This window comes from Erwinia endophytica (assembly GCF_009295515.1).
Taxonomy (GTDB): domain Bacteria; phylum Pseudomonadota; class Gammaproteobacteria; order Enterobacterales; family Enterobacteriaceae; genus Erwinia; species Erwinia endophytica.
Window position 1 is genome coordinate 26,369 of the sequence record NZ_RQVV01000040.1, and the last position, 24,570, is coordinate 50,938.

Sequence of the window (24,570 nt, forward strand, 5' to 3'; positions counted from 1 at the left end):
CCTGAGGAGTGATATTTGTTAACTGGTCAGGAACGACGGGGGGTGTTTTTCGACCTTGATGGCACGTTGCATCAACAGGATATGTTCGGCACGTTTATGCGCTATTTGCTCTGGCGGCAGCCGTTGAATGTGCTGCTGGTCGTGCCATTGTTGCCGGTTATTGGTGTCTGGCTGTTGCTGAAAGGGCGAGCAGCCCGCAGACCCATGAGTTTGCTACTGTGGGCGATCACCTTTGGGCACAGTGAGGATAACCTCAAGCTGAAAGAAAAGCGTTTTGCCCAGTGGTTTCGTCAACGTGTGAAAGCGTTTCCCACCGTGCAGCAGCGGCTGATGGATTATCTGAACAGCACGGATGTCGATGTCTGGTTAATTACCGGATCGCCTCAGTCACTGGTTGAACAGGTTTATTTTGATTCGGCGTTTTTACCGAAAGTGAAGCTGATCGCCAGTCAGATGAGCCACGGTTTGGGGGGCCGCGTGCTGGTGTTGCGTTGCCTGGGTCATGAAAAAGTTGCACAGTTGGAGCAGCAGATGGGTACACCTTTGCAACTCTACAGCGGTTATAGCGACAGTCATCAGGATGACCCGTTACTGTTTTTCTGTCAGCATCGTTGGCGAGTGACGCCACAGGGCGAACTGCGGCAACTGGACAACTAGAGTAAACAGGGTGACTGCCCCGCGTTTTTAGCTGGAGGCTCAGGTGAGCAATATTGTAAGTGATGAATTCTGGATGCGGCATGCCCTGGTGCTGGCTCGCCGCGCCTGGGACGAGGGGGAGGTGCCGGTCGGCGCCGTGCTGGTACAGGGCGAACGGGTGATTGGTGAAGGCTGGAACCGTCCTATCGGTCATCATGATCCAAGCGCTCATGCAGAGATTATGGCTCTGCGCCAGGGCGGTAAAGTTTTGCAAAACTATCGTCTTATCGACACAACCTTGTATGTGACGCTGGAACCCTGTGTGATGTGCGCAGGGGCAATGGTTCATGGTCGAGTGAGTCGGCTGGTTTATGGTGCTAAAGATGAGAAAACGGGTGCGGCAGGATCGCAATTGAATGTCTTTGGACATCCGGGGATGAATCATCAGGTCAAAATTGAACAGGGCGTGCTGGCGGAAGAGTGTGCGGCATTGCTGAGTGATTTCTTTCGCTATCGCCGGGCAGAAAAGAAGGCACTGCGCGACAAATTACGCGCACAGTCGCCGCAAATTGACTAAAGGCCAGTGACGGGAACGCTATGCGCCAGGCGGTTGTGGCCGCGCTCCCTGTTGCTGGTAAGCAGCCAGCTTTTTCCTCATGGGCTGTTTAACACAATCTGAGGTTCGACCGCGGGATACCCTTTACTCAGAGCGGCTTGCATTGCTTCCTGCTGCGCCATTTTTTTCTCCTGATTCTGCAAATACCCGACCAGACCTGATTGATAAATACGGATGTTTTCCACATAGTTGTAAGCTTCCTGGCCGCGGGCATAGCCGTAACTGGTCTGGCTGTAATAGCGCTTCAGACTTAGCATGGGCAGACGTTGTTTCACATCAGCCCAGCTGTCAGGATTGCCTTTCTGTTTTGCTGTCAGCTTGCGGGCGTCCAGCATATGTGCGTAACCCATATTGTAAGCAGCCAGCGCAAACCAGATCTTCTCATCTTCAGGAATGGTCGCGGGCACTTTTTCCATTATGTGCATCAGATATTCACTGCCGCCGCGGATACTCTGTTCCGGATCGGTACGATCACTGACATTCAGACTTTCTGCCGTGCTGCGTGTCAGCATCATCATCCCGCGTACGCCAGTAGGGGAGGTGGCCTGCGGGTTCCAGTGCGATTCCTGGTATGAGATTGCCGCCAGCAATCGCCAGTCAATGGCGTTAGCGTATTTCTGGAACAGGGGTTTGAGTGTGGGGAGGGTTTCATCAATAGCGCGCAAGAAGGCTCTGGTATCGACATAGTCAAATGTACCGACATGGCCGAGATATTTCTCATCCAGTCTTGCCATCGCGCCTTCTTCTGCCATCTGGTTGAAGTAATCCAGCATTGCCGCCTCCAGACTATCATCTTGATCGCGCTGCATATACCAGGTCACCGGTTCTTCATCAGTCACATCGAACGCGACGGCCAGTTGGGGATGAACCCGCTGTAGTAAAGCAATCGATACTGAATCACCTATCGTGTAGTCGAGTTTGCCATCCGCGACGGCTTCGAGTAGCGAGGTGGGGCTTTGATCGGTTGAAATCGCCCAGTCAAGATCGGGATATTGGTGCTGTTTTATGTTACGCAACGTGGATAAATAGGCAGAATCAGACGCAACGGTTAAACGGCCTTTCAGTGCCCCGAGATCTGCCGGGCGTGGATGACCTATCCGGTATACCAATTGTTGGGATACTGAGTAATATGCCGGTCCACTACGGAAGTGAGACATCCGCTCATTATTGTAAATTAATCCGGCCGCCAGCATGTCAGCTTTATCATCTTCCAGATCGTCAAACAAATCGCTCAGGTTATGACGGACAGTAATTTGCAGTTTTACCCCCAAATAATTGGCGAAACGTTTTGCCAGCTCATAATCCATTCCGGCCGGGGCATTGTTCACAGTATAGTAAGTTAGCGGTGAATTTATCGTACTGACCCGCAGTAGTCCCCGCGATTTTATTTGTTCTATCCGGTTCTGAGTTCCCCCGTACCAGGGAATCGACGGCCATAGCGCCAGCCCGAGTAGCATGGTAACCAGTCCGATGAACAGATAATTAATTTTAAGGCGTCTCAAATAGTTATCTCTCGATTGCTCTCAGGCCTCTGCCTGTATCGGCAGTATTTGTGGTTTATAATGGTTCCTGAGCGTGGGGCATTTTGCGCAACTCAGATGCCCTGTGCAACCGAATTCGTCCTGGTTTGTGTCATTTTTAGTCAGTAATCTAACCTGAAAAAAGCTACGCAAACGGTTTCGTAACGGAGGGGGATTCTCTATAATACCGCCCGTTTTCCCTGTTGCGCCCCAAGAAGCGTCGTCCGGCGCTTCGAAGACGAGAGATCTTTAGATGATGGAAATTCTGCGTGGTTCGCCCGCTCTGTCAGCATTTCGTGTTACTAAATTGCTGGCCCGCTTTCAGGACGCTCACCTGCCGGTGAGTGACATTTATGCTGAGTACGTCCATTTTGCCGATGTCAGTGTGCCACTTGCAGATGCTGAAAAAGCCCGTTTACAACGCTTGCTAAAATACGGTCCCTCTCTCGCCGGGCATGCTCCAGAAGGCCGTTTGATTCTGGTAACGCCCCGTCCCGGCACGATTTCTCCCTGGTCTTCCAAAGCAACTGACATCGCCCATAATTGTGGCCTGTCTCAGGTGTTGCGCCTTGAGCGCGGCATAGCCTTCTATATTACAGCCCCGCAACTGACTGAAGCTCAGTGGTCACAACTGGCCGCCCTGTTGCATGACCGAATGGTGGAAGTGGTTCTCAGCGACCTGTCGCAGGCTGAGCAACTGTTTGTTCATCACCAGCCCGCGCCAATGCAAAGCATCGACCTGTCAGGCGCAGGTCGCCCCGCGCTGGAACAGGCTAACCGTAAGCTGGGCCTGGCGCTGGCGGACGATGAAGTTGACTATCTGCTGGCAGCGTTTAAAAAACTCGGGCGAAACCCGAACGATATTGAACTGTATATGTTTGCCCAGGCAAATTCAGAGCACTGCCGACATAAAATCTTCAACGCAGACTGGATAATTGATGGTCAGCCGCAGGCGAAGTCATTGTTCAGAATGATCAAAAATACCTTTGAGACCACCCCGGATCACGTCCTGTCGGCATACAAAGACAATGCGGCGGTCATGGAAGGTTCTCAGGTTGGTCGTTTCTACGCCGATACAAAGGGTCAGTACGCTTTCCACCAGGAAGAAACCCATATCCTGATGAAAGTAGAGACGCATAACCATCCGACGGCGATTTCTCCCTGGCCTGGCGCAGCTACCGGATCCGGTGGTGAAATTCGTGATGAAGGCGCGACGGGACGGGGGGCTAAACCGAAGGCAGGCCTGGTGGGATTCTCTGTTTCCAATCTGCGCATTCCTGGTTTTGAACAACCCTGGGAAGAAGATTTCGGCAAGCCGGAAAGGATTGTCAGTGCACTGGATATCATGATTGAAGGCCCGCTGGGCGGCGCGGCGTTCAACAACGAATTCGGCCGTCCGGCACTGAACGGTTATTTCCGTACTTATGAAGAACAGGTTAACAGCCACAACGGCATTGAGCTACGGGGCTACCACAAGCCTGTTATGTTGGCGGGTGGTATCGGCAACATCCGTGCGGACCACGTGCAGAAGGGGGAAATCCCCGTGGGCGCTAAACTGATCGTACTGGGTGGCCCGGCGATGAATATTGGCCTGGGCGGTGGTGCGGCTTCTTCGATGGCGTCCGGCCAGTCCGATGCTGATCTGGATTTTGCTTCCGTACAGCGCGATAACCCTGAAATGGAACGTCGCTGTCAGGAAGTGATTGACCGCTGCTGGCAGTTGGGGGAGGACAACCCGATTCTGTTTATCCATGATGTGGGGGCCGGTGGTTTGTCCAACGCCATGCCGGAATTGGTCAGCGATGGGAAGCGCGGTGGTCGTTTCAATCTGCGGGATATTCTGAGTGATGAGCAAGGCATGAGCCCGCTGGAAGTGTGGTGTAATGAATCACAGGAGCGTTATGTTCTGGCGGTCGCACCTTCGAAGTTAGCTGAGTTTGCGGCGTTGTGTCAACGTGAGCGCGCACCTTATGCGGTGATTGGTGAAGCAACGGAAGAGCTGCATTTGTCGCTGTCCGACCGTTATTTCGATAACAAACCGATTGATATGCCGCTGGACGTTTTGCTGGGTAAAACCCCGAAGATGACTCGCGATGTCATCTCGCTGAAAGCACAAAGTCAGGCGTTGGTGCGTGACGGTATTACGCTCGCCGATGCAGTTAAACGGGTTCTGCATCTGCCCACAGTCGCGGAGAAAACCTTTCTGGTGACTATCGGTGATCGTTCTGTAACCGGCATGGTTGCCCGTGATCAGATGGTCGGTCCGTGGCAGATCCCGGTCGCCAACTGTGCGGTGACCACGGCCAGTCTGGACAGCTACTATGGTGAAGCCATGGCGCTGGGTGAACGTGCTCCTGTGGCGTTGCTGGATTTTGCCGCTTCCGCTCGTCTGGCTGTTGGCGAAGCGATCACTAATATTGCCGCCACGCAAATTGGTTCATTACAACGCGTCAAGCTTTCCGCTAACTGGATGGCGGCTGCCGGCCATCCGGGTGAGGATGCCGGTCTGTACGAAGCGGTGAAAGCCGTCGGCGAAGAGCTTTGCCCGGCACTGGGCATCACTATCCCGGTAGGGAAGGACTCGATGTCGATGAAAACCCGCTGGCAACATGGTGCAGAACAACGTGAGATGACCTCTCCTCTGTCATTGGTTATCACGGCTTTTGCCCGCGTGGAAGATGTTCGCCACACTGTGACGCCTCAGTTGCATCCACAACAGGATAATGCGCTGTTGCTGATTGACCTGGGACGGGGCGTTAACGCGCTTGGCGCCACGGCACTGTCGCAAGTATACCGCCAGTTGGGCGACGAGCCTGCCGATGTCCGTGATGCGCAGCAGTTGGCAGGCTTTTTCAATGCGATTCAGGTATTGGTGACTGGCAGCAAGCTGCTGGCCTACCATGACCGTTCTGATGGCGGCTTGTTGGTCACGCTGGCTGAGATGGCCTTCACTGGACATTGCGGTCTGCGGGTGGATATTTCGGCTCTGGGTAACGATGTGTTGGCCGCCTTGTTTAACGAAGAGTTGGGGGCGGTGATTCAGGTTGCCGCCGCTGAGCGTGCCCAGGTTGAGCAGGTCTTGGCTGATAATGGTCTGGCGGACTGTGTTCATTATCTGGGGAGTGCTCAGGAAGGGGATCGTTTTGTTGTCACTTCCGGGGATTCTGTGGTGTACAGCGAAAGCCGTACTACGCTGCGTACCTGGTGGGCGGAAACTACCTGGCAAATGCAGCGTCTGCGTGACAACCCAGCCTGTGCTGATCAGGAACACGAAGCGAAGAAAAATGATCTCGACCCTGGTTTGAATGTGGTGCTGACCTTCCAGCCGCAGGAAGATATTGCGGCACCGTTTATCGCTACCGGTGTGCGTCCAAAGGTGGCCGTGCTGCGTGAGCAGGGCGTCAATTCCCATGTTGAGATGGCCGCAGCTTTCCATCGTGCCGGTTTCAATGCGGTTGATGTGCATATGAGTGATTTGTTGTCAGGACAGCGTGGTCTGGCAGACTTCCAGGCGCTGGTGGCCTGTGGTGGCTTCTCTTATGGTGACGTGCTGGGGGCAGGTGAAGGCTGGGCGAAATCGATTCTGTTTAACCGCCGGGTGCGTGATGAGTTCGAAACCTTTTTCCACCGTCCGCAGACGTTGGCGCTGGGGGTGTGTAATGGTTGCCAGATGATGTCTAACCTGCGTGAACTGATCCCTGGTAGCGATGCCTGGCCGCGTTTTGTGCGTAACCAGTCCGAACGTTTTGAAGCCCGCTTCAGTTTGGTGGAGGTGGCGACAAGCCCGTCACTCTTGCTGGACGGTATGGCAGGTTCGCGTATGCCTGTTGCCGTGTCGCATGGTGAAGGTTTTGTTGAAGTGCGTGACGAAACGCATCTGGCAACGTTGGAGCATAAAGGTTTGGTGGCGCTGCGCTTTGTGGATAACTTCGGTAACGTTACCCAGCAGTATCCGGCTAATCCGAATGGCTCGCCAAACGGTATTACCGCAGTAACCAATGAAAGCGGTCGCGTCACCATCATGATGCCGCATCCGGAACGGGTATTCCGTACCGTCAGCAATTCCTGGCACCCGGCAGAGTGGGGTGAGGACAGCCCATGGATGCGTATCTTCCGTAATGCGCGTCAACAACTGGGCTAACGGCTTGATAATCGGTAATTAATCAGGGGCGCCAGGCCCCCTCAAACAGACAAGGGCAATCTTCAGCGGTTGCCTTTTTTTTCGTTTCTATGGGGGGTGTTGCAAAACCACGACATCGGTTATAAGCAGATGTCTCCAAAAGGAGACACTTAACGTATTGATTTTTATTTATTTTGTGTTTTTTATCTCATGCTGTTTCCGATTAGCGACAAATCGATTTGTCGGGTGGTCAAAAATACGGTGAATGGAGTGATGAGGGTTTTATTTTTCATATATAAATCAATGAATTATTTTTTATTTTTTTGTGTGGCACGATTGTTGCATTAATTATAGCAGTGGCTCATTCACCTGGTTATGGTTAGCCCTGCGCAAGCGGACAAGTGCTCCTTAACACCTCGAATGACGCACAATACGGTGCCTGCCGTCCACCAGACCGATAACAGACCACGCGTGGCTTTATCAAGCATCGGACGTAACGTTGAGTGAGGCACCCCCTTATTTTCGGTGAGGAACCCTCCTTACCCCGAAATGGCAGATTCTTTGAATCTGCCATTTTTCGTTTTGCCGTCCGGGCTTTCTTCCTGCGGCACACTCCGCTAGCATCGGAACAGATTGTATGGAGAGTGTCCCGTGAAAACATGGCGTTTATTTCCCCGTTCCCTGCGTCAACTGGTGTTGATGGCGTTTCTGCTGGTGTTGCTGCCACTGCTGGTGTTGGCCTGGCAAGCGTGGGAGAGTCTCTCGGCGCTGAGTGATCAGGCGGCCGAGACTAACCAGACTACCCTGACCGATGTGCGTCGTAGTGAAGCAATGGCCCGGACCGCACTGGAACTGGAGCGCAGTTACCGGCAGTACTGTGTGCTGGGCGCCCCCATGCTGGCGAATCTCTATCAGACGCAACGCAGCCAGTATGCTCAGTTGCTGGAGGCTCATGCTTCCGTGCTGCCAGACACGCGTATTTACGATTCGTTGCGTCAGTCGCTCTCTCAGTTGAGTAAAATCACCTGTGAAAACAGTAATCCGCTCAAAGCCGCTTCCGGCGAGCTGGAAGCCTTTTCTGCGGCGAATGCTCAGTTGGTGCAATCGACGCGCGAGGTGGTATTTTCCCGCGGATTACAATTGCAGCGAGAGATAGCCGATCGGGGCCAATACTTTGGCTGGCAGGCATTGATTTTGTTTTTACTCAGTCTCGGGCTGGTTCTGCTGTTTACCCGCATGATCATTGGACCGGTGAAAGCGGTCGAACGGATGATCAACCGACTGGGGGAAGGACGGACGTTGGGCCACAATCTGGCTTTCAAAGGCCCACGTGAACTGCGATCCCTGGGGCAGCGGATCCTGTGGCTGAGTGAGCGTCTGGCCTGGCTGGAATCGCAGCGCCACGAGTTTTTGCGTCATCTTTCTCACGAGTTGAAAACGCCGCTGGCGAGTATGCGTGAAGGCACCGCGCTGCTGGCGGACGAGGTGGCGGGGCCGCTGACTTCCGACCAACAGGAAGTGGTCAGTATTTTGGACGAAAGTAGTCGACACCTGCAGCGGTTGATTGAACAGTTACTGGATTACAATCGCAAACTTTCCGAAGCGCAGATAATGCTGGAGCCGGTGCAGTTGAACCCGCTGGTGGATGATATCGTCGCGACCCATAGTTTGACGGCGCGAGCTAAAATGATGCACACAGACATCGAACTGTCTGCCAGCGCCTGTCTGGGGGAGCCAACTCTGCTCGCCAGGGCCATCGATAATCTTTATTCGAATGCGATACACTATGGGGCGGAATCCGGTACCATCTGGATCCGTAGCCATCAACAGGGCCGCAAGGTGGTCATCGAGGTGGCAAACACGGGAACACCGGTGCCAGAGGCTGAGCAGGCAATGATTTTTGAGCCATTTTTTCAGGGGAGCCAGCAGCGCAAAGGGGCTGTCAAAGGTAGCGGACTCGGGCTCAGTATTGCCAAAGATTGTCTGCACCGTATGCAGGGCGATCTGCAACTGGTCAGCAGTGACGGGGCGGATGTTTGCTTCAGAATCGAACTCAACACCACTGCCGGGAATGAATAATCGAATGAGAATAACACCCCTGTTTGCTGTTTTGCTTACTGTGCAACTGGCTGCCTGTAACGCGAAAATGTCTCACCAGGCGAACCAGGATAGCGCGATGGTTGTGCCTGAAATCAAGGTCGCCGATTTCCAACAGGTACCGTGTGATCGCGTCTGGCAGGCTGGCGATGAGCAAAGCTATGCCAATGTACTTTACTGGCTACGGGCAATGGATTGTGCGGTGAAGTTGTCCCCTGCTGATGCACGGGCCGAAGCTGGTCGCTGGCCGGGTGATAACTGGCATAACGCGTTCAAACAGGGTGTGCTGATGGCTAATGGCAACGTCACGCCAACAGAAAGACGTGATTATTTGCAAAAACTGGACTCGTTCAGCCAGGACTATCCCGCTACGGTGCGGGGGGTGATACAACTTTGGCGCGCTGATCAGATGGGGCAATTACAGTTGTCGGAAGAGCGCACACGCTACCAACATCTGCAGCAAAACAGTGACGCGCAGTTGGATATTCTGCGCCAGCAACAGGCCAGCCTGACGAAAGAACTTAACGTTACCCGACATAAGCTGGAAACATTGACTGACATTGAGCGTCAGCTATCGTCGCGTCGTTCGCCTGATTCTGCCGATAATAGCCACGTGGATAAAAGTGATCGTGCAGACACCGGTGGTGCGTCACCGGGTAATAACACAAAGGACCGCAGACAGCCATGATAAAAAAATCGGCCAGCCTGCTGCTGGTAGATGACGATCCCAGTTTGCTTAAGCTGTTGGGGATGCGTTTGAGTAGCGAAGGTTTCAGCGTTCTGACGGCGGAAAGTGGGCCGGAAGCATTGCGGATGCTACAACGTGAGAAAACAGATCTGGTCATCAGCGATCTGCGTATGGATGAGATGGACGGCCTGGCGTTGTTCAGTGAGATTCAGAAGATCCAGCCGGGGATGCCGGTGATTATCCTGACGGCGCACGGTTCCATTCCCGAAGCGGTGTCAGCGACCCAACAGGGGGTATTTAGCTTCCTGACCAAACCGGTAGATCGTGATGCGCTTTACAGTGCCATCGACCAGGCATTGGCCCACCGTGCGCCTGTGAGTGACGATGCCTGGCGGGCAAATATCGTCACCCGCAACCCGTCAATGTTGCGGATGCTGGAGCAGGCAAGAATGGTTGCCCAGTCCGACGTCAGTGTGTTGATTAATGGTCAGAGTGGAACGGGTAAAGAGATTTTGGCGCAGGCGATCCATGCAGCCAGCCCGCGGGCGGATAATGCTTTTATTGCGATCAATTGCGGTGCGTTGCCTGAGCAACTGCTTGAATCCGAACTGTTCGGGCATGCTAAAGGCGCATTTACTGGCGCAGTCAGTCATCGTGAAGGGCTGTTCCAGGCCGCCGAGGGGGGAACGCTGTTCCTCGATGAAATTGGTGATATGCCGCAGGCGCTGCAGGTTAAGCTGTTGCGTGTTTTGCAGGAGCGGAAGGTTCGTCCGTTGGGGAGTAACCGTGATGTGGCTATTAATGTCCGTATTCTGTCGGCCACCCATCGCGATCTGCCTAAAGCGATGGAGAAAAAAGAGTTTCGTGAAGACTTATTTTACCGCCTGAATGTGGTGAACCTGAAGATCCCGGCGTTGCACGAGCGTTCCGAAGATATACCCTTGTTGGCAAATCATCTGCTGAAGCAATCAGCTGAACGGCATAAACCATTTGTGCGCAGTTTTTCTACCGATGCCATGAAACGGCTGGTGGCGGCGAGCTGGCCGGGTAACGTTCGTCAGTTGGTTAACGTCATTGAACAGTGTGTGGCGTTGACTTCGGCGCCAGTGATCAGTGAAGCGCTGGTCGAGCAGGCACTGGTCGGGGAAAACACGGTGTTACCGACTTTCGTGGAAGCGAGAAATCAGTTTGAACTGAATTATTTACGTAAACTGTTACAGATGACCAGGGGGAATGTCACCCATGCCGCACGGCTTGCCGGGCGCAACCGGACTGAATTTTATAAACTGTTGTCGCGTCATGAGTTGGATGCGTCTGATTTTAAAGAGTAGTTTTTTTCAGTGCCGTTTTGTTGCCGGGATATGGTAGTTTAAGCCTCCTGAAAAAGAGACAGACCGCACGGCGGGATCTGTCCGCTGCACATATACTGAAAAAATGACCTTCCGGCTGCGGAGGGCATGAAAAGGGTCTGCCATGAAAAAGATTGATGCAATTATCAAACCGTTCAAACTTGATGACGTGCGTGAAGCGCTGGCTGAAGTAGGGATAACCGGCATGACCGTCACGGAAGTAAAAGGTTTTGGTCGCCAGAAAGGACATACCGAGTTGTATCGCGGTGCGGAATATATGGTTGATTTTCTGCCGAAAGTGAAGATTGAAATCGTTGTTGCTGACGACATTGTTGATGTTTGTGTGGAAACCATCATGCGTACCGCCCAGACAGGCAAAATCGGTGACGGTAAAATCTTTGTCTTCGATGTGTCGCGCGTAGTGCGTATCCGTACTGGCGAAGAAGACGAAGAAGCAATTTAATCACTGACGGTGAGCAGGAATGAGAAAAAGGGGAGACGATCAGATTCTGATGATGTCTCCCTTTTTTGTACCTTGATGCGCGAGCAAACAAGGCGGCTGGCGCTTGGCCTTCTCACCGGTTGCACTGTTGCCCGCTACCATGTTGTCAGACTCAGTGCAGCAGAAAAATCGTTGCCAGCCCCAGGAAAATAAAGAATCCGCCGGTGTCCGTCGTGGCGGTAATCAGCACGCTGGAGCCGACGGCGGGGTCGCGCTTCAGTTTGAGCATGACCAGTGGGATTAACACCCCCATTAACGCGGCGAGCAGCAGGTTCAGGATCATCGCCAGCATCATCACCCCGCCCAGCGCCAGGTTGTCATACATCGCCCAGGTTATCCCGCCCATAATTCCTCCCCAGCACAGGCCGTTAATCAGCGCGACACCCAGTTCCCGGACGATCAGGAAGGAGAAATTACCCGGCTCAACCTGATGTAACGCCAGCGCGCGCACAATCATCGTGATGGTTTGATTACCGGTATTGCCACCGATACCGGCCACGATTGGCATGAGTGTGGCCAGCGCCACCAGATGCGAAATAGTCTCTTCGAACAGGCCGATCACCCTGGAGGCGACGAATGCGGTGCAAAGGTTGATAGCCAGCCACGTCCAGCGAGTACGAACGGCTTTTCTGACGGGCGCGAACACATCTTCATCGGGGTTCACACCCCCCATTTTACGGATATTGCTGTCGTTTTCTTCATTTACCAGATCGACAACGTCCTCAATGGTTACACGCCCCATCAGCTTGCCTTTAGCATCGATCACGGCCGCTGAAATCAGGTTATAACGTTCGAACGCGCCTGCGGCATCTTCCGCTTTGTCATCAACACGGAATGTGGTCGGCATGTCGTTCATCACATCGACGACCCGCATTTCAGGCCGATTAAGCAGAATATCAGTCAGTGCCAATTCCCCTAACAGGGTATTATTTTTATCGATGATAAACAGTTTATCGGTACCTTCAGGGATCATTTTTCTGCGCCGCAGATAGCGCTGCACGGTAGCCAGTGTGACATCGGCTGGCATGGTGATGAGCTTGAAATCCATGATGCGGCCAACGCGATCACGATCGAAGTCCATGACTTCAAGCACACGGGAGCGCTGATCGGGTTCCAGTGACGTCAGCAGACGGCCGGTTAAATCACGAGAGAGGTATTTGACGAGATAAACCTGATCGTCAATATCCAGTGGTTTGATGGTGCGCAGTAAATCACGGTCACTCATCTCTGCAATCAGGCTTTCCCAGACGTTCTCAGAGACCTCGACCAGTACCATCCCCCGGCGTTCGGTACCTATCAGACGCCACAGCGCCAGACGTTCATCTTCCGGCAGGGCTTCAAGCAGGTCAGCAAGGTCAGCCGCATGGAGCAGGGGGATGTAACTTTTTATCTCCGCTACCTGTTCCTCATGCGCTTTGGCTTCCGTTTCGCTCTCTTTTAGCGGTCGTTGCCGCAAGGTATCGACCAAATCGCTGTCATTGAGGAGCAGGTTCAGGATACGGCTTCGGATTTCAGCAAGTTGCTGACGATGAGACTGAGCTACAGACATAAAAATTCCCTTGTGTCTGGCAAAGGGCTGGCGATGCAGTAAGTATTATCTAAATCAGGCATGAGACACGATTAAGTCGCATTTTTCAGGCAACTCCGTAGGTCAGGTCGCCAGCTACCGCCACGATGACTATTTAGTGAGGGTCGTGGAGACAGGAACATCCTGTTTTTTTTGCTGATGGTGGGCGATAGCACCAGGAATGACGTAAATTAAGCGTCCCACTAAGATGATGAAACTGACCAGCAGTACGATACGAGTCATCCGACTGGTTTTCTGACGTTTTCTGATAAATGACATGGCGCGGTTCACGCAGTTAATCCTGAAGTAAGCCCGAGGGCGACGATGCCATTTAGTCACAGCTTATCAGGCGGGTCAATGTGAACCGTCCGTTCGGCGCTCCCCTCCTGTGACATGGCAGGAATAAAATATATCTTGAAACCAGGTCCCTTTTCTAAACCGCAGACATACAGATAAGAAAAAAACGCTGGTAATTGATCTGCGTCAAATTAACCTCTGAATTTATCCCTAGTATTGCGCAAGATCCAGTGTCGCACTGTCTGATTACTTGCTTTTTCCGGGCAAATTATGCCCAAACCTGTAACGAGTATAATGAGAATTTCACCTTGCCTGAGCCGTTTTTACCATAGTTCCTGGGGACTGGCTCTTCTGTTACCCTTGATCCTGATGCCTGTGTCCTCGATGCTGTCCGTGCGCTTATGGGTCCCGGGAGGCTATGTCTATCTGATCTACCTGCCGCTGGCGCTGATGATCGCAATGTTACAGGTCTATGACTGGGGGGCGATGCCAGGCATTATCCTCGGGCTGATAACCTACTATTTTCATCATTATCCTCCGGCACAGGCGGCCATTATTGTTTGCGTTTTTATCAGCGTACTGGTTTGCGGCTGGGCAGGTTACCGCATCCAGGTTCGGCGCCGATGGAGTGTCGATTACGGCGACCTGCGAATGATGCCGATTCGTTTGTTCTGGTTAAGCTTTTTGATCCCGACTCTGCTTGTTTTCGCTACACAGCTGATGGTGTCGATCGGAATGATGCCGCTGGGTCAGTCCGTTTTTCCGCACGAGCTGTTTTCATTGCATACGTTGCTCAATTGGCAGTCTGCCTTATTGTCATGCCTGACCATGGTACAAATTTGCTATCTGTTCATTCGTTGCCTGCGTAATCCCCGATTTATTCGTCTGGCCCGGCAACGTATCATCAGACAAGTTTCGCCAGGCGTCAAAACGAGTGAATGTCTGCTTTGGATTGGGTTGGTGGCTTTTCTGCTGGTTTTGCTGACGCAGTTTAACGAATCAAAACATAATTTGCTGAGTACTGATTATGGCCTGCCGTTACTTCTGCCATTGATGCTGTGGGCAGCGATGCGCTTTGGTTACCTGTGCACTTCGCTGAGCTGGGCCTTGTTGTTGGTGGTGTTGTATCAACTGCGCGATCGTTTTCTTCACCCGACCACCGATCCTTATAACCTGGCGGTTCTGTCGGCGAACTTGCTGATTTTTAGTTTGACTATTTTGTTTATGTCCGCCATCAGTACGCGCCAGCGCGGCACCTTAGCCATGGCTAAAGCTGCCGCGCTGAACGATCCGGTGATGAACATGCCTAATTTACGTGCGCTAAGTCATGCATTGGAAAAAAATTCGCGCTCCACATTGTGTTTTCTGAGTATTCCAGACCTGGATCGTCTGAGCCGGACCTATGGTCTGCGGCTACGTATCCAGTACAAGCGCAGCCTGGCCAGCCATCTAAAGGTCGATTTACTGCCGGGTGAAGAAGTTTATCAACTGCCCGGATTTGATTTGGTAATGCGCCTGAAGGATGAAGGACATCTGGAGAGGATCGAGAACATCGCGGCCCGGCTGAAAGACTATTATCTGAATTGGGAGGGGCTACCCATCCAACCCCAGGTCGGGCTGAGCTACTGTAGTGTGCGTCCGCCGGTGACTCATCTTTATGAATTATTGGGAGAGATGAGTGGGATGGCCGGGGTGTCACTGACCAGTGGGGTGGTGGAGAACCTGCAACAGAATGCCAAACTGTCGGTACAACGTCTTGTTACCCAAAAAATCACCCTGCTGAACGATATTCAGTTGGCGTTGAAAACCGAGGGTTTCCAACTGACGGCGCAAAAAATTTGCGGTGTACGCGGCGATGATTATTACGAGATAACGCCCGGGATGAAAGACAGTCAGGGCGATGAAGTCAAACCAGAATTGTTGCATCTGGTGGTCAACGAATTTGCCCTGCACTGGAATGTAGATCGGTGGGTATTGGTGCAACTGCTGACATTTATTAATCAACACCGGGCAACTCTGCCAGGGCTGCGTTTTTCAATGAGTCTGTTCGCTGCCACTCTTTGCCGTCCACAATTGGCTCGTGAAGTGGAGGCGTTACTGCGGGAGTATAATGTTGAATCCTGGCAACTGATTTTTGATGTGGAAGAGTCGCCGAGCCTGACCGACTATAGTTGGGGGAACCGTACCATTGCTCAGTTGCGAAACCTTGGTTGTCGGGTCGCGATTGACGATTTTGGTCGAGGTTATGCCAGCTATGCCAGGTTGAAAGAACTACAGGTCGATATGTTGAAAATTAACGGTAATTTTGTGCGTAACATGACGCATAGCAGCCTGGATTATCAGATTATTGAGTCAACTTGCGTCATTGCCCGGCTGAAAAAGATGCAGATCCTGGCTAAATGTGTGGAAGTAAAAGAAGAGGACGATTTGCTGCGTGGGCTGGGGGTCGATTACCTGCAAGGGCCGCTATATGGTCAGCCATGCCTTCTGGAAGAGATAGCTGACAGGCGTCATATTGCAGCGCGGAGAATCGTTTCAGAGACGGAGATGGTGACTAGTTTTTGAGTTGTGTTTTTTGGGCCAGCAGCGTGGCGAAACGGAGAGAAATGCGCTTGCCGTGTTCATCCGTGCGGTGCAGTTGGCCCACGTGTTCGTTGTACTTCAGGATATGCCAGCGGCGATAGTACTCGCTCAGTTCGCCGGATTTGAAAGTGAATGGGAAGCCGACGTTGCAAGGATAGTCTTCGCTGTCCATTGCCGACACAACCAGATTGTAGCCGCCCGGAATCGTGCTGGCTTGCATGTCGGCTATCAACTGCGGAATGCTGTTCGGTTGCAGGAACATCATGACCACCGTAGAAATTACCCACTGATAAGCGCCATTAAAACGCAGATCATTGAGATCTTTCTCGGCGGTGTGAATGGCGCTCAGACCTTCGTCAGCAATGATCTGGTTAAGCTGCGCCAGACTGGCCGGATTACGATCCCAGGCGGTGACATCAAACCCTTTCAGGTTGAGATACAGGGCATTGCGTCCCTTGCCGCAACCCAGATCTAACACACGTCCTGGCGGGATGAACTTAACCGCTTCCACCACTTCGGAGTGGGGAGCGGTGAGCTGGTATTTTTCCGTGTAATAGCCTTCCGCTTTGTCGTTCATTCTGCAGGTTCCTCCTGAATAATTAACTGCCAGCCGGTTATCTCCTTCCAGTAGTGCTGCTCACGTTCCAGATCGAGCTGAACCAGCGTGTTTTGGCTGAAGTAATCACGAGGAAACGTCAACGTCCAGTGCCCGTCATCGGTTTCCAGTTTTAGCGAGGAAGGTCGGTTCGTCGCCTGGCGCTGGTTATTCAGCAGCGCCCCCAGGCGTAGCAGGAACACCATCGGTAGAAACTGTTTCTTTTTGAACAGCGTCAGACGGGGCATTTCATCAATTTTTATCGCCTTGCGATGGAAGCGAACCAGGGTTGCCAGCAGCGTTTGTTGTTCCTGAGTAAAACCCGGCATATTGGTATTTTGCAGGATATAGGAGGAGTGGCGTTGCAGGCCGCTATGATTGATGGTTAGCCCCACTTCATGCAGCATCGCCGCCCACTTCAGCAAGGTGGCCAGTTGTGGGTTTGCCTGTTTTGGGTTTTGATCGCGCCATTGTACATACAACTGCTCGGTGGTTTCCAGAACGCGTCTGGCCTGATCGCTGTCAATGGCATAATGATTGGCAAGGCTTTGCGCTGTACGGCTACGAATGTCCTGATGGCGGAAGCGGCCTTCCATCTCATACAGCACGCCTTCACGCAATGCGCCATCTGACAGGCGCAATTCGCGGATAACCAGCGCATCAAACACGCCGCAGATAATAGCCAGTCCAGGTACGAAGACCACTTTGCGTTCGTCTGATAAACCCGGCAGGCTGAGGGCATCAAACGATTTATATTTGATGACCTCATTGTAAAGCATCTCCAGTCGTTCCGGTGTGAGCAGCTTTTCCTTCTCGCCCATCGCCAGCAGCACTTCACAGGCGGCTTTGATGGTTCCTGATGCCCCAAGTGCAGACTGCCAGCCCATCAGACGGTATTGCCAGGCTATCGTTTCCAGCTTTTGCGCGGCGGCCAGGCGCGCACGGCGGAAATTTTCTTTGCTGATAACGCCGCCAGGGAAATAAATATTGGCAAAGCTAACGCATCCCATCCGCCGACTTTCTACCAGACGGGGTTCGAAACCTTCGCCGATCACCATTTCGGTTGAACCTCCACCGATATCGATAACCAGTTTACGGCCTTTTTCCGGCTGCGTATGCGCGACGCCCATAAAGATCAGCCGCGCTTCTTCGTGTCCGGAAATCACTTCAATCGGGTAGGGGATGACCTCTGCGGCTCGATGCAAAAAATCCTCTGCGTTGATCGCCTGGCGTAGCGTGTGCGTGCCAACAATAGTGACATTCGCCGGATTGAATCCCTGCAAACGTTCAGCAAACAGCGTCAGACAACTCAGGCCACGCTGAATAGCATCTTCTGTCAGTTTATTATTGTTATCCAGACCGTCGGCCAGATGCACGCGTTGTTTCAACCTGCCGAGTACCTGCATGGCGCCGTCGACCACGCGAGCAATCACCATGTGAAAACTGTTCGAACCCAAATCGATGGCGGCGAATTCCTGTGGTTTGGGGGTATTCTTCTGGGATATTGGCATAGTGAGTTAATCAGGTTGTTCCAGCGATTTAATGTAATCATAGATAGCTAACTGTGCACGAACCTTGCGACGGTTGCCGCGTGGAACGTAACGATTGCTGAGCTCTTTATCTATGTAGCGCGCTTTAAGCGTATCACTCAACAGGATGTTAATAATATCCAACACCCGTTGTTTCAGAATGGGGTCCAGTATGATGACGGCCACTTCAATACGGTAATCGATATTGCGGGTCATCCAGTCAGCCGAAGAAAGGAACACTTTTTTATCGCCGCTGTTCTCAAAAATATAGACGCGATCGTGTTCCAGATAGCGGTCAACGATGCTAATCACCCGAATATTTTCACTGATGCCTTCCAGGTCGGGGATCAGCGAACACATGCCGCGGATTAAAAGATTGACCTTCACGCCGACGCTGCTGGCGGTGTAAAGCCGGTCGACCAACCCTTTATCCACCAGGTTGTTGACCTTCAGTGTGATGCCAGCCGGGATACCGTTTTGCGCATTGGCGATTTCGTTGTCGATCAACTGATACAGTACCTGGCGAGTGTTTTGTGGCGACACCATCAAATTTTCAAAACTCACCGGACGGTAAGGGTTTTCAATAAAATTGAAGACACGTCGCACTTCATTGGTGATCCGCGCATCGGCGGTCAGCAGTGAATAGTCGGTGTAAAGTCTCGCGGTTTTTTCGTTGAAGTTACCGGTACCGATATGAGCATAACGGACAATTTCACCCTTCTCACGTCTTGATACCAGGAACAGCTTGGCGTGGATTTTCAGACCAGGAGCGGAAAAAATAACATGCACACCCGCTTCAGTCAGGCGTTTCGCCCAGTGGATATTAGCCTCTTCATCGAAGCGCGCTTGCAGTTCTACTACCACGGTCACTTTCTTACCGTTGTAGGCTGCGTGGATCATCGCATCGATAATGCGTGAATGTTTCGCCACGCGGTAGATGTTAATTTTGATCGCCAGCACGGACGGATCAAACGACGCCTGGCGCAGTAGTTCCAGCACATGTTCGAAGGTGTGATAGGGATAATAGAGCAACACATCGCGGTTGCGGATTGCATCAAAGCCGTTGCGGAAGCGGTCAAACCAGATATGACGTAGCTGTGGCAGTGACTTGTTCACCAGATTGGCTTTGCCAACATTAGGGAAGTTGATGAAATCTTTGAAATTATGATAGCGGCCACCCGGTACAATGGAGTCGTAGCTGCTGATGTTCAGCTTTTTACTCAGCATTTCCACCATCGCATCCGGCATATCACGTTGATAAACAAAACGAACCGGCTCGGCCGTCAGGCGCTGTTTCAGGCTGGAAGACATCAATTCCAGCAGACTGGATTCCATTTCCGTCACCAGATCGTATTCGGCGTCGCGGGTCATCTTCATTGAATAGGCGTTAAGTGCATCGTAATCAAAAAAGCCCCGGAATATATCACCCAAACAGTAACGTAGAATATTATCAAGCAAAATCATTGGCTTGCGACGGCGAGGGGCTTCCGGCGGCAGATTGACAAAACGCGGAACTTTATCGGAGGGAATTTCCAGCAGCGCGTAGTCGATCGCCTCACCGTGGATTATCTCTACCGCCAGATAAGTGTAATCATCCTTCAAAAACGCAATCAGATCAGTGTCATGATTGACAAGAATCGGAGTGATGTGCTGGCGCAGATGATGCTTAAAGTAGTGGCGTAACCAGTTCTGTTGATTGGGGGACAACTGGCGCTCGTTGATCAGGAAAATTTGATTACGCGCCATCTCCAGCAACAAATCATTGTACAGACTGTCAAATTCCTGGTCGGCTTTCAGAACCCGGGCCTGAATCTTATTTAACAAATGACGGGGGGTATTAGGAGAACCCTGTTCTTCACCAATTAGTATGCGGCGCTTTAAATCCGCGAAGCGGACTTTATAGAATTCTTCCAGATTATTGGAATAGATACCAAGAAAGCGCATCCGTTCAATCAATGGATTGGTTTTATCCGCCGCTTCCTGTAAGACGCGTTCATTGAACGATAACCAGCTTAACTCTTTTTCTATATACAATTTTTCCTGACCCATTTTTACTCCGATCTGCAGATCCCGCCTGAAACTGGTCATTGTTCAGTATCATTATGGCGAGAGTATGGCAGTGATGTCCACGGACATTGTTTATCGTCTTAGGTTAACTACATCCGGGCAACATAACGACGCCTGATGAAAATGGGGTATCTGTCCAGCGGTTACAGGGGGCGACGGCCGGATCCTTATGACACGGTAGAACGGCAGTTGCGTGCAGTGGCGCTGTGGCCGGAAGCGAAAGAGAATGATGGTATCCAGTCGACAGCAGTAACGACGGGTAATTGAAGAACTGATGAGCAGCTTGAAACAGCATTTCACGCTGGTGTGCATCATGATGCGGCAGGACCGTGTGGCGGAATTGGGTGAGATGGACACCCTGTGTATCACACCGTGTCAGCGTTACCGGTTGTTATGGTTGAGTCAGGTTTTCCTGAGCCGGTATTTAATCCGCAGACAGCTCAGTCGACCGCATACCCTGCGGGGGATAATTTTTCACCATCCAGCCAGGCCGCGCCATCGCGTAACGCCAGTCGTCCTTCAACAAACCAACTCACGACTAACGGATAGATGGCATGTTCCTGGTTTTTGACCCGGGCAGTGACGTCCTGTTCGGTATCATTGGCAAAAATCGGCACTTTCGCTTGCAGAATCACCGGGCCACCGTCCAGATGCTCAGTGACGAAATGTACCGAGGTGCCGTGTTCTTTATCACCGTTTTCAATCGCTTTGCGGTGGGTATACAGGCCAGGATATTTCGGCAGCAGGGAAGGGTGGATATTCAGTATCCGGCCAGCATAGTGTTGCACAAACGCAGGGCTGAGGATCCGCATATAGCCTGCCAGTAGTAACAGATCGGGCTCCCAGACACCGATCTCCCGCATCAGTTGACGATCAAAAGCTTCACGCTCAGCAAACTGCGAGGCGAGAAGGACATGGGCGGGAACCCCGGCCTCACGTGCCCGCTCCAGTCCAAAGGCATCGGACTTATTACTGAACACGGCAACGACATTACCGTGGATCCGTCCCTGCTGGCAGGCATCCAGAATTGCCTGAAGATTGCTTCCCTGGCCGGAAACCAGCACGACTAATCGTTTCATGCGTTAATAACCACTTGCTGCTCAGAATCCGCGCGTTTAATCACGCCGATTTTCCAGGCTTTCTCTCCCGCGTCAGTCAGCAGTTGTAGCGCTTTGTCAGCGTCGTGAGCGCTAAGGGCGATGATCATGCCAACGCCGCAGTTAAAAGTACGGTACATTTCAAAGCGGCTGACATTACCGGCATCCTGCATCCAACGAAAGATGGCCGGCCACTGCCAGCTTGACTCTTCCAGCACCGCCTGAGTGTGCTCTGGCAACACGCGAGGGATGTTTTCCCAAAAGCCGCCGCCGGTCAGATGAGCGATAGCGTGGACCTCAACGTGTTCGATCAGGCTGAGGATATTCTTCACATAGATACGGGTTGGGGCCAGCAGGTGATCTGCTATTGGCCGGCCTTCCAGCAGGGTCGCTGCCGGATCCGTTTGGCTGACGGCCAGAATTTTACGCACCAGTGAAAAACCGTTAGCGTGTGGACCGCTTGAACCCAGAGCAATGAGCACATCGTCTTCTTGTACTTTGCTGCCGTCGATGATGGCTGATTTTTCCACCACGCCGACACAGAAACCGGCTACATCGTAATCTTCGCCGTGATACATACCCGGCATTTCTGCCGTCTCGCCACCAACCAGCGCACAACCTGACTGAGAACAGCCTTCGGCGATACCGGTTATCACCCTGGCCGCGGTGTCGACATCCAGCTTGCCGGTCGCATAATAATCGAGAAAAAACAACGGCTCAGCACCCTGTACCACCAGATCATTCACACACATCGCGACCAGATCGATACCAATAGCGTCGTGGCGTTTCAAATCCATCGCCAGACGCAGCTTGGTGCCAACACCGTCAGTACCGGAAACCAGCACGGGCTCACGGTATTTTTGCGGCAATGCACAAAGTGCGCCGAAACCGCCCAGTCCTCCCATCACTTCTGGGCGACGGGTCTTTTTCACGACACCTTTGATCTGTTCGACTAAAGCATTGCCCGCGTCAATGTCTACGCCGGCGTCTTTATAGCTGAGAGAGGTTTTATCGGTCACTGCGAAATCCCCACGCGATTATGCGGTTGTGGTGGTATGGAAAATAAAGCGCGCTAATTCTAGCAGTGCAGGCAAACGTTTGCGAGTGCCTTCTGCTGTCATATTGCGGATAGATAAATTTTAGCCGATGCTTAATCACAGCATGAGGAAACCGTCAGAAAAGGGATTAATTGGTAGGGCAGAGCAGACAAATGGCGCTATAATCTCGCGATTTTTTTGTAGCTTAACACTCCGGGAGAACAACAATGAAGATCGTGGAAGTCAAACACCCGCTGGTCAAACATAAACTGGGCCTGATGCGCGAACATGATGTCAGCACCAAGCGTTTTCGTGAACTCGCTTCAGAAGTGGGAAGTTTACTGACCTATGAAGCCACTGCTGATTTAGAGACGGAAACTGTCACGATCAAAGGGTGGAACGGCCCGGTCGCCATCGAACGGATTAAAGGCAAAAAAATCACCGTGGTACCGATCCTGCGTGCTGGTCTTGGCATGATGGAAGGGGTGCTTGAGCACGTCCCCAGCGCGCGTATCAGCGTGGTAGGCGTTTACCGTGATGAAGAGACGCTGGAGCCGGTACCTTACTTCCAGAAACTGGTTTCCAATATAGAAGAGCGCATGGCGCTGGTGGTCGATCCGATGCTGGCGACGGGCGGTTCAATGATTGCCACTATCGACCTGCTGAAAAAAGCGGGCTGTAGTAGCATTAAAGTGCTGGTATTGGTGGCCGCGCCGGAAGGCATTGCCGCACTGGAAAAAGCGCACCCGGACGTGGAGTTGTATACTGCGTCAATCGATCAGGGATTGAACGAAAAAGGCTATATTATCCCGGGGCTGGGCGATGCAGGCGATAAAATTTTTGGTACTAAGTAACGATGACTCAGCCCGGCCTGCAACAAAGTCTCCTTTGTCAGGGGGGCACGAATTTTAATTTTTTAATGCCCAAGCCGACCTGAGAGTCGGCTTTTTTCGGCAAAACTAAAAGGATAAATACGATGACGCGTCGCGCTATCGGCGTTAGCGAGCGCCTTCCACTGTTGCAAACCATTCCACTCAGCTTGCAACATTTATTCGCTATGTTTGGCGCAACGGTGCTGGTGCCCATTCTTTTTCATATTAACCCGGCTACCGTATTGCTGTTTAACGGTATTGGCACATTGCTGTATCTGTTTATCTGTAAAGGTAAAATTCCCGCTTATCTCGGTTCCAGCTTTGCTTTCATTTCCCCGGTTTTGCTGTTGTTGCCGCTGGGCTATGAAGTGGCGTTGGGCGGCTTTATCCTTTGCGGCGTGTTGTTCTGTCTGGTGGCGCTGCTTGTCAAAAAAGCCGGAACTGGCTGGCTGGATGTGATGTTCCCGCCGGCGGCGATGGGCGCCATCGTCGCGGTGATTGGCCTTGAACTGGCTGGCGTGGCGGCGAATATGGCCGGACTGCTGCCTGCCAGCGGTACTCCCGCTGACGGTAAAACCATCCTGATATCCATGGTTACCCTGGGCGTGACCGTGTTCGGTTCGGTGCTGTTTCGTGGTTTTATGGCCATTATCCCCATTCTAATCGGGGTACTGGCGGGTTATGCGCTGTCTTACTTTATGGGCATTGTTAACTGGTCTGCGGTAGCGGCCACCCCGTGGTTTGCACTGCCCACCTTCTACAAACCGCGTTTCGAATGGTATGCGATGCTGACTATCCTGCCTGCGGCGCTGGTGGTGATCGCTGAGCATGTCGGGCATCTGGTGGTCACCGCGAATATCGTCAAGAAAGACCTGCTGAAAGATCCGGGTCTGCACCGCTCGATGTTTGCCAATGGGATCTCAACGGTTATCTCGGGCTTTTTTGGCTCCACCCCTAACACCACTTATGGTGAGAATATCGGTGTTATGGCGATCACCCGGGTTTACAGCAGTTGGGTGATTGGCGGTACGGCTATTCTGGCTATTTTGCTCTCTTGCGTGGGGAAACTGGCTGCGGCTATTCAGGCTGTGCCGGTTCCGGTCATGGGCGGTGTGTCACTGTTGCTGTATGGGGTTATCGGCGCGTCGGGGATCCGCGTGCTGATTGAATCGAAAGTCGATTATAACAAGGCGCAGAACCTGATCCTGACCGCCGTTATCCTGATTATCGGTGTTAGCGGCGCAACGGTGCATATTGGTGCCGCTGAGCTGAAAGGGATGGCACTGGCGACCATTGTGGGTATCTGTCTGAGTCTGATTTTCAAGGTCATCAGCCTGAGTCGGCCAGAAGACGAAGTTCTCGATCCGCAGGAGCGTGATCCCAGCTAGACGCCGGGCT

19 protein-coding genes are annotated in these 24,570 nt (G+C 52.4%); 11 read left to right on the forward strand and 8 right to left on the reverse strand.

Going from position 1 to position 24,570, the window contains the following annotated elements:
* The first annotated feature begins 15 nt into the window (after positions 1-15).
* A complete protein-coding gene (gene yfhb, locus EH228_RS12575) occupies positions 16-657 on the forward strand; it encodes a phosphatidylglycerophosphatase C (protein ID WP_152322000.1) in 642 nt (213 codons plus the stop codon).
* 43 nt (positions 658-700) lie between these two features.
* Positions 701-1,213 (forward strand): tRNA adenosine(34) deaminase TadA, encoded by a 513-nt coding sequence (tadA, locus tag EH228_RS12580; RefSeq protein ID WP_152322001.1) that lies wholly within the window; start codon positions 701-703, stop codon positions 1,211-1,213.
* Positions 1,214-1,290: 77 nt separating this feature from the next.
* On the opposite strand, the gene mltF is transcribed toward tadA, so the two are convergent.
* The gene (mltF, locus tag EH228_RS12585) at positions 1,291-2,754 is read right to left on the reverse strand and encodes a membrane-bound lytic murein transglycosylase MltF (RefSeq protein WP_152322002.1); all 1,464 of its coding nucleotides are present in this window, start codon (positions 2,752-2,754) and stop codon (positions 1,291-1,293) included.
* 271 nt (positions 2,755-3,025) lie between these two features.
* Between mltF and purL the strand changes: the two genes are divergently transcribed.
* The 5 genes from purL (at position 3,026) to glnB (ending at position 11,489) form a co-directional block, all read left to right on the forward strand.
* On the forward strand, positions 3,026-6,913 hold the full coding sequence (gene purL / locus EH228_RS12590; protein ID WP_152322003.1) for a phosphoribosylformylglycinamidine synthase: 3,888 nt from the start codon (positions 3,026-3,028) through the stop codon (positions 6,911-6,913).
* 630 nt (positions 6,914-7,543) lie between these two features.
* On the forward strand, positions 7,544-8,971 hold the full coding sequence (locus EH228_RS12595; RefSeq protein ID WP_152322004.1) for a sensor histidine kinase: 1,428 nt from the start codon (positions 7,544-7,546) through the stop codon (positions 8,969-8,971).
* A 4-nt stretch (positions 8,972-8,975) separates the two neighbouring features.
* Positions 8,976-9,677, forward strand: coding sequence for a two-component system QseEF-associated lipoprotein QseG (gene qseG / locus EH228_RS12600; protein WP_152322005.1), 702 nt, complete (start codon positions 8,976-8,978; stop codon positions 9,675-9,677).
* On the forward strand, positions 9,674-11,008 hold the full coding sequence (gene glrR, locus EH228_RS12605; RefSeq protein ID WP_152322006.1) for a two-component system response regulator GlrR: 1,335 nt from the start codon (positions 9,674-9,676) through the stop codon (positions 11,006-11,008). Before qseG ends, glrR begins: the two co-directional genes overlap by 4 nt.
* A 142-nt stretch (positions 11,009-11,150) precedes the next feature.
* A complete protein-coding gene (gene glnB, locus EH228_RS12610) occupies positions 11,151-11,489 on the forward strand; it encodes a nitrogen regulatory protein P-II (protein WP_152322007.1) in 339 nt (112 codons plus the stop codon).
* A gap of 151 nt (positions 11,490-11,640) precedes the next feature.
* Here glnB and mgtE read toward each other — a convergent pair whose 3' ends face one another.
* Positions 11,641-13,077 carry a magnesium transporter gene (gene mgtE / locus EH228_RS12615; RefSeq protein WP_152322008.1) on the reverse strand — a complete coding sequence of 479 codons (1,437 nt, stop codon included), beginning with the start codon at positions 13,075-13,077 and terminating at the stop codon, positions 11,641-11,643.
* A gap of 129 nt (positions 13,078-13,206) precedes the next feature.
* Positions 13,207-13,386, reverse strand: coding sequence for a YfgG family protein (locus EH228_RS12620; RefSeq protein WP_152322009.1), 180 nt, complete (start codon positions 13,384-13,386; stop codon positions 13,207-13,209).
* Positions 13,387-13,686: 300 nt separating this feature from the next.
* Between EH228_RS12620 and EH228_RS12625 the strand changes: the two genes are divergently transcribed.
* Entirely contained in the window at positions 13,687-15,957 is a 2,271-nt protein-coding gene (locus EH228_RS12625; RefSeq protein ID WP_152322010.1) for a sensor domain-containing phosphodiesterase, read from the forward strand.
* On the opposite strand, the gene tehB is transcribed toward EH228_RS12625, so the two are convergent.
* From tehB to ppk1, 3 genes are read right to left on the reverse strand one after another with little or no spacing between them, the layout of a single operon-like run.
* The gene (gene tehB / locus EH228_RS12630) at positions 15,947-16,552 is read right to left on the reverse strand and encodes a tellurite resistance methyltransferase TehB (protein ID WP_152322011.1); all 606 of its coding nucleotides are present in this window, start codon (positions 16,550-16,552) and stop codon (positions 15,947-15,949) included. The two genes, EH228_RS12625 and tehB, sit on opposite strands and share 11 nt — an antisense overlap.
* Positions 16,549-18,081, reverse strand: a complete 1,533-nt coding sequence (ppx, locus tag EH228_RS12635; RefSeq protein ID WP_152322012.1) for an exopolyphosphatase — start codon at positions 18,079-18,081, stop codon at positions 16,549-16,551. Before ppx ends, tehB begins: the two co-directional genes overlap by 4 nt.
* Positions 18,082-18,087: 6 nt before the next feature.
* Complete coding sequence (gene ppk1, locus EH228_RS12640) at positions 18,088-20,148, reverse strand: polyphosphate kinase 1 (RefSeq protein WP_152322013.1); 2,061 nt, start codon at positions 20,146-20,148, stop codon at positions 18,088-18,090.
* A 135-nt stretch (positions 20,149-20,283) separates the two neighbouring features.
* On the opposite strand from ppk1, the gene EH228_RS20220 reads away from it, so the two are divergent.
* Entirely contained in the window at positions 20,284-20,433 is a 150-nt protein-coding gene (locus EH228_RS20220; protein WP_193323339.1) for a hypothetical protein, read from the forward strand.
* Positions 20,434-20,606: 173 nt separating this feature from the next.
* On the opposite strand, the gene purN is transcribed toward EH228_RS20220, so the two are convergent.
* A complete protein-coding gene (gene purN, locus EH228_RS12645; protein WP_152322014.1) occupies positions 20,607-21,245 on the reverse strand; it encodes a phosphoribosylglycinamide formyltransferase in 639 nt (212 codons plus the stop codon).
* The gene (gene purM / locus EH228_RS12650) at positions 21,242-22,282 is read right to left on the reverse strand and encodes a phosphoribosylformylglycinamidine cyclo-ligase (protein ID WP_152322015.1); all 1,041 of its coding nucleotides are present in this window, start codon (positions 22,280-22,282) and stop codon (positions 21,242-21,244) included. The genes purN and purM overlap by 4 nt, the downstream gene beginning before the upstream one ends.
* Positions 22,283-22,527: 245 nt before the next feature.
* Here purM and upp point away from each other — a divergent pair, with 245 nt between their 5' ends.
* A complete protein-coding gene (gene upp / locus EH228_RS12655) occupies positions 22,528-23,154 on the forward strand; it encodes a uracil phosphoribosyltransferase (RefSeq protein WP_152322016.1) in 627 nt (208 codons plus the stop codon).
* Positions 23,155-23,276: 122 nt separating this feature from the next.
* On the forward strand, positions 23,277-24,560 hold the full coding sequence (gene uraA / locus EH228_RS12660; RefSeq protein WP_152322017.1) for a uracil permease: 1,284 nt from the start codon (positions 23,277-23,279) through the stop codon (positions 24,558-24,560).
* The last annotated feature ends 10 nt before the right edge of the window (positions 24,561-24,570 follow it).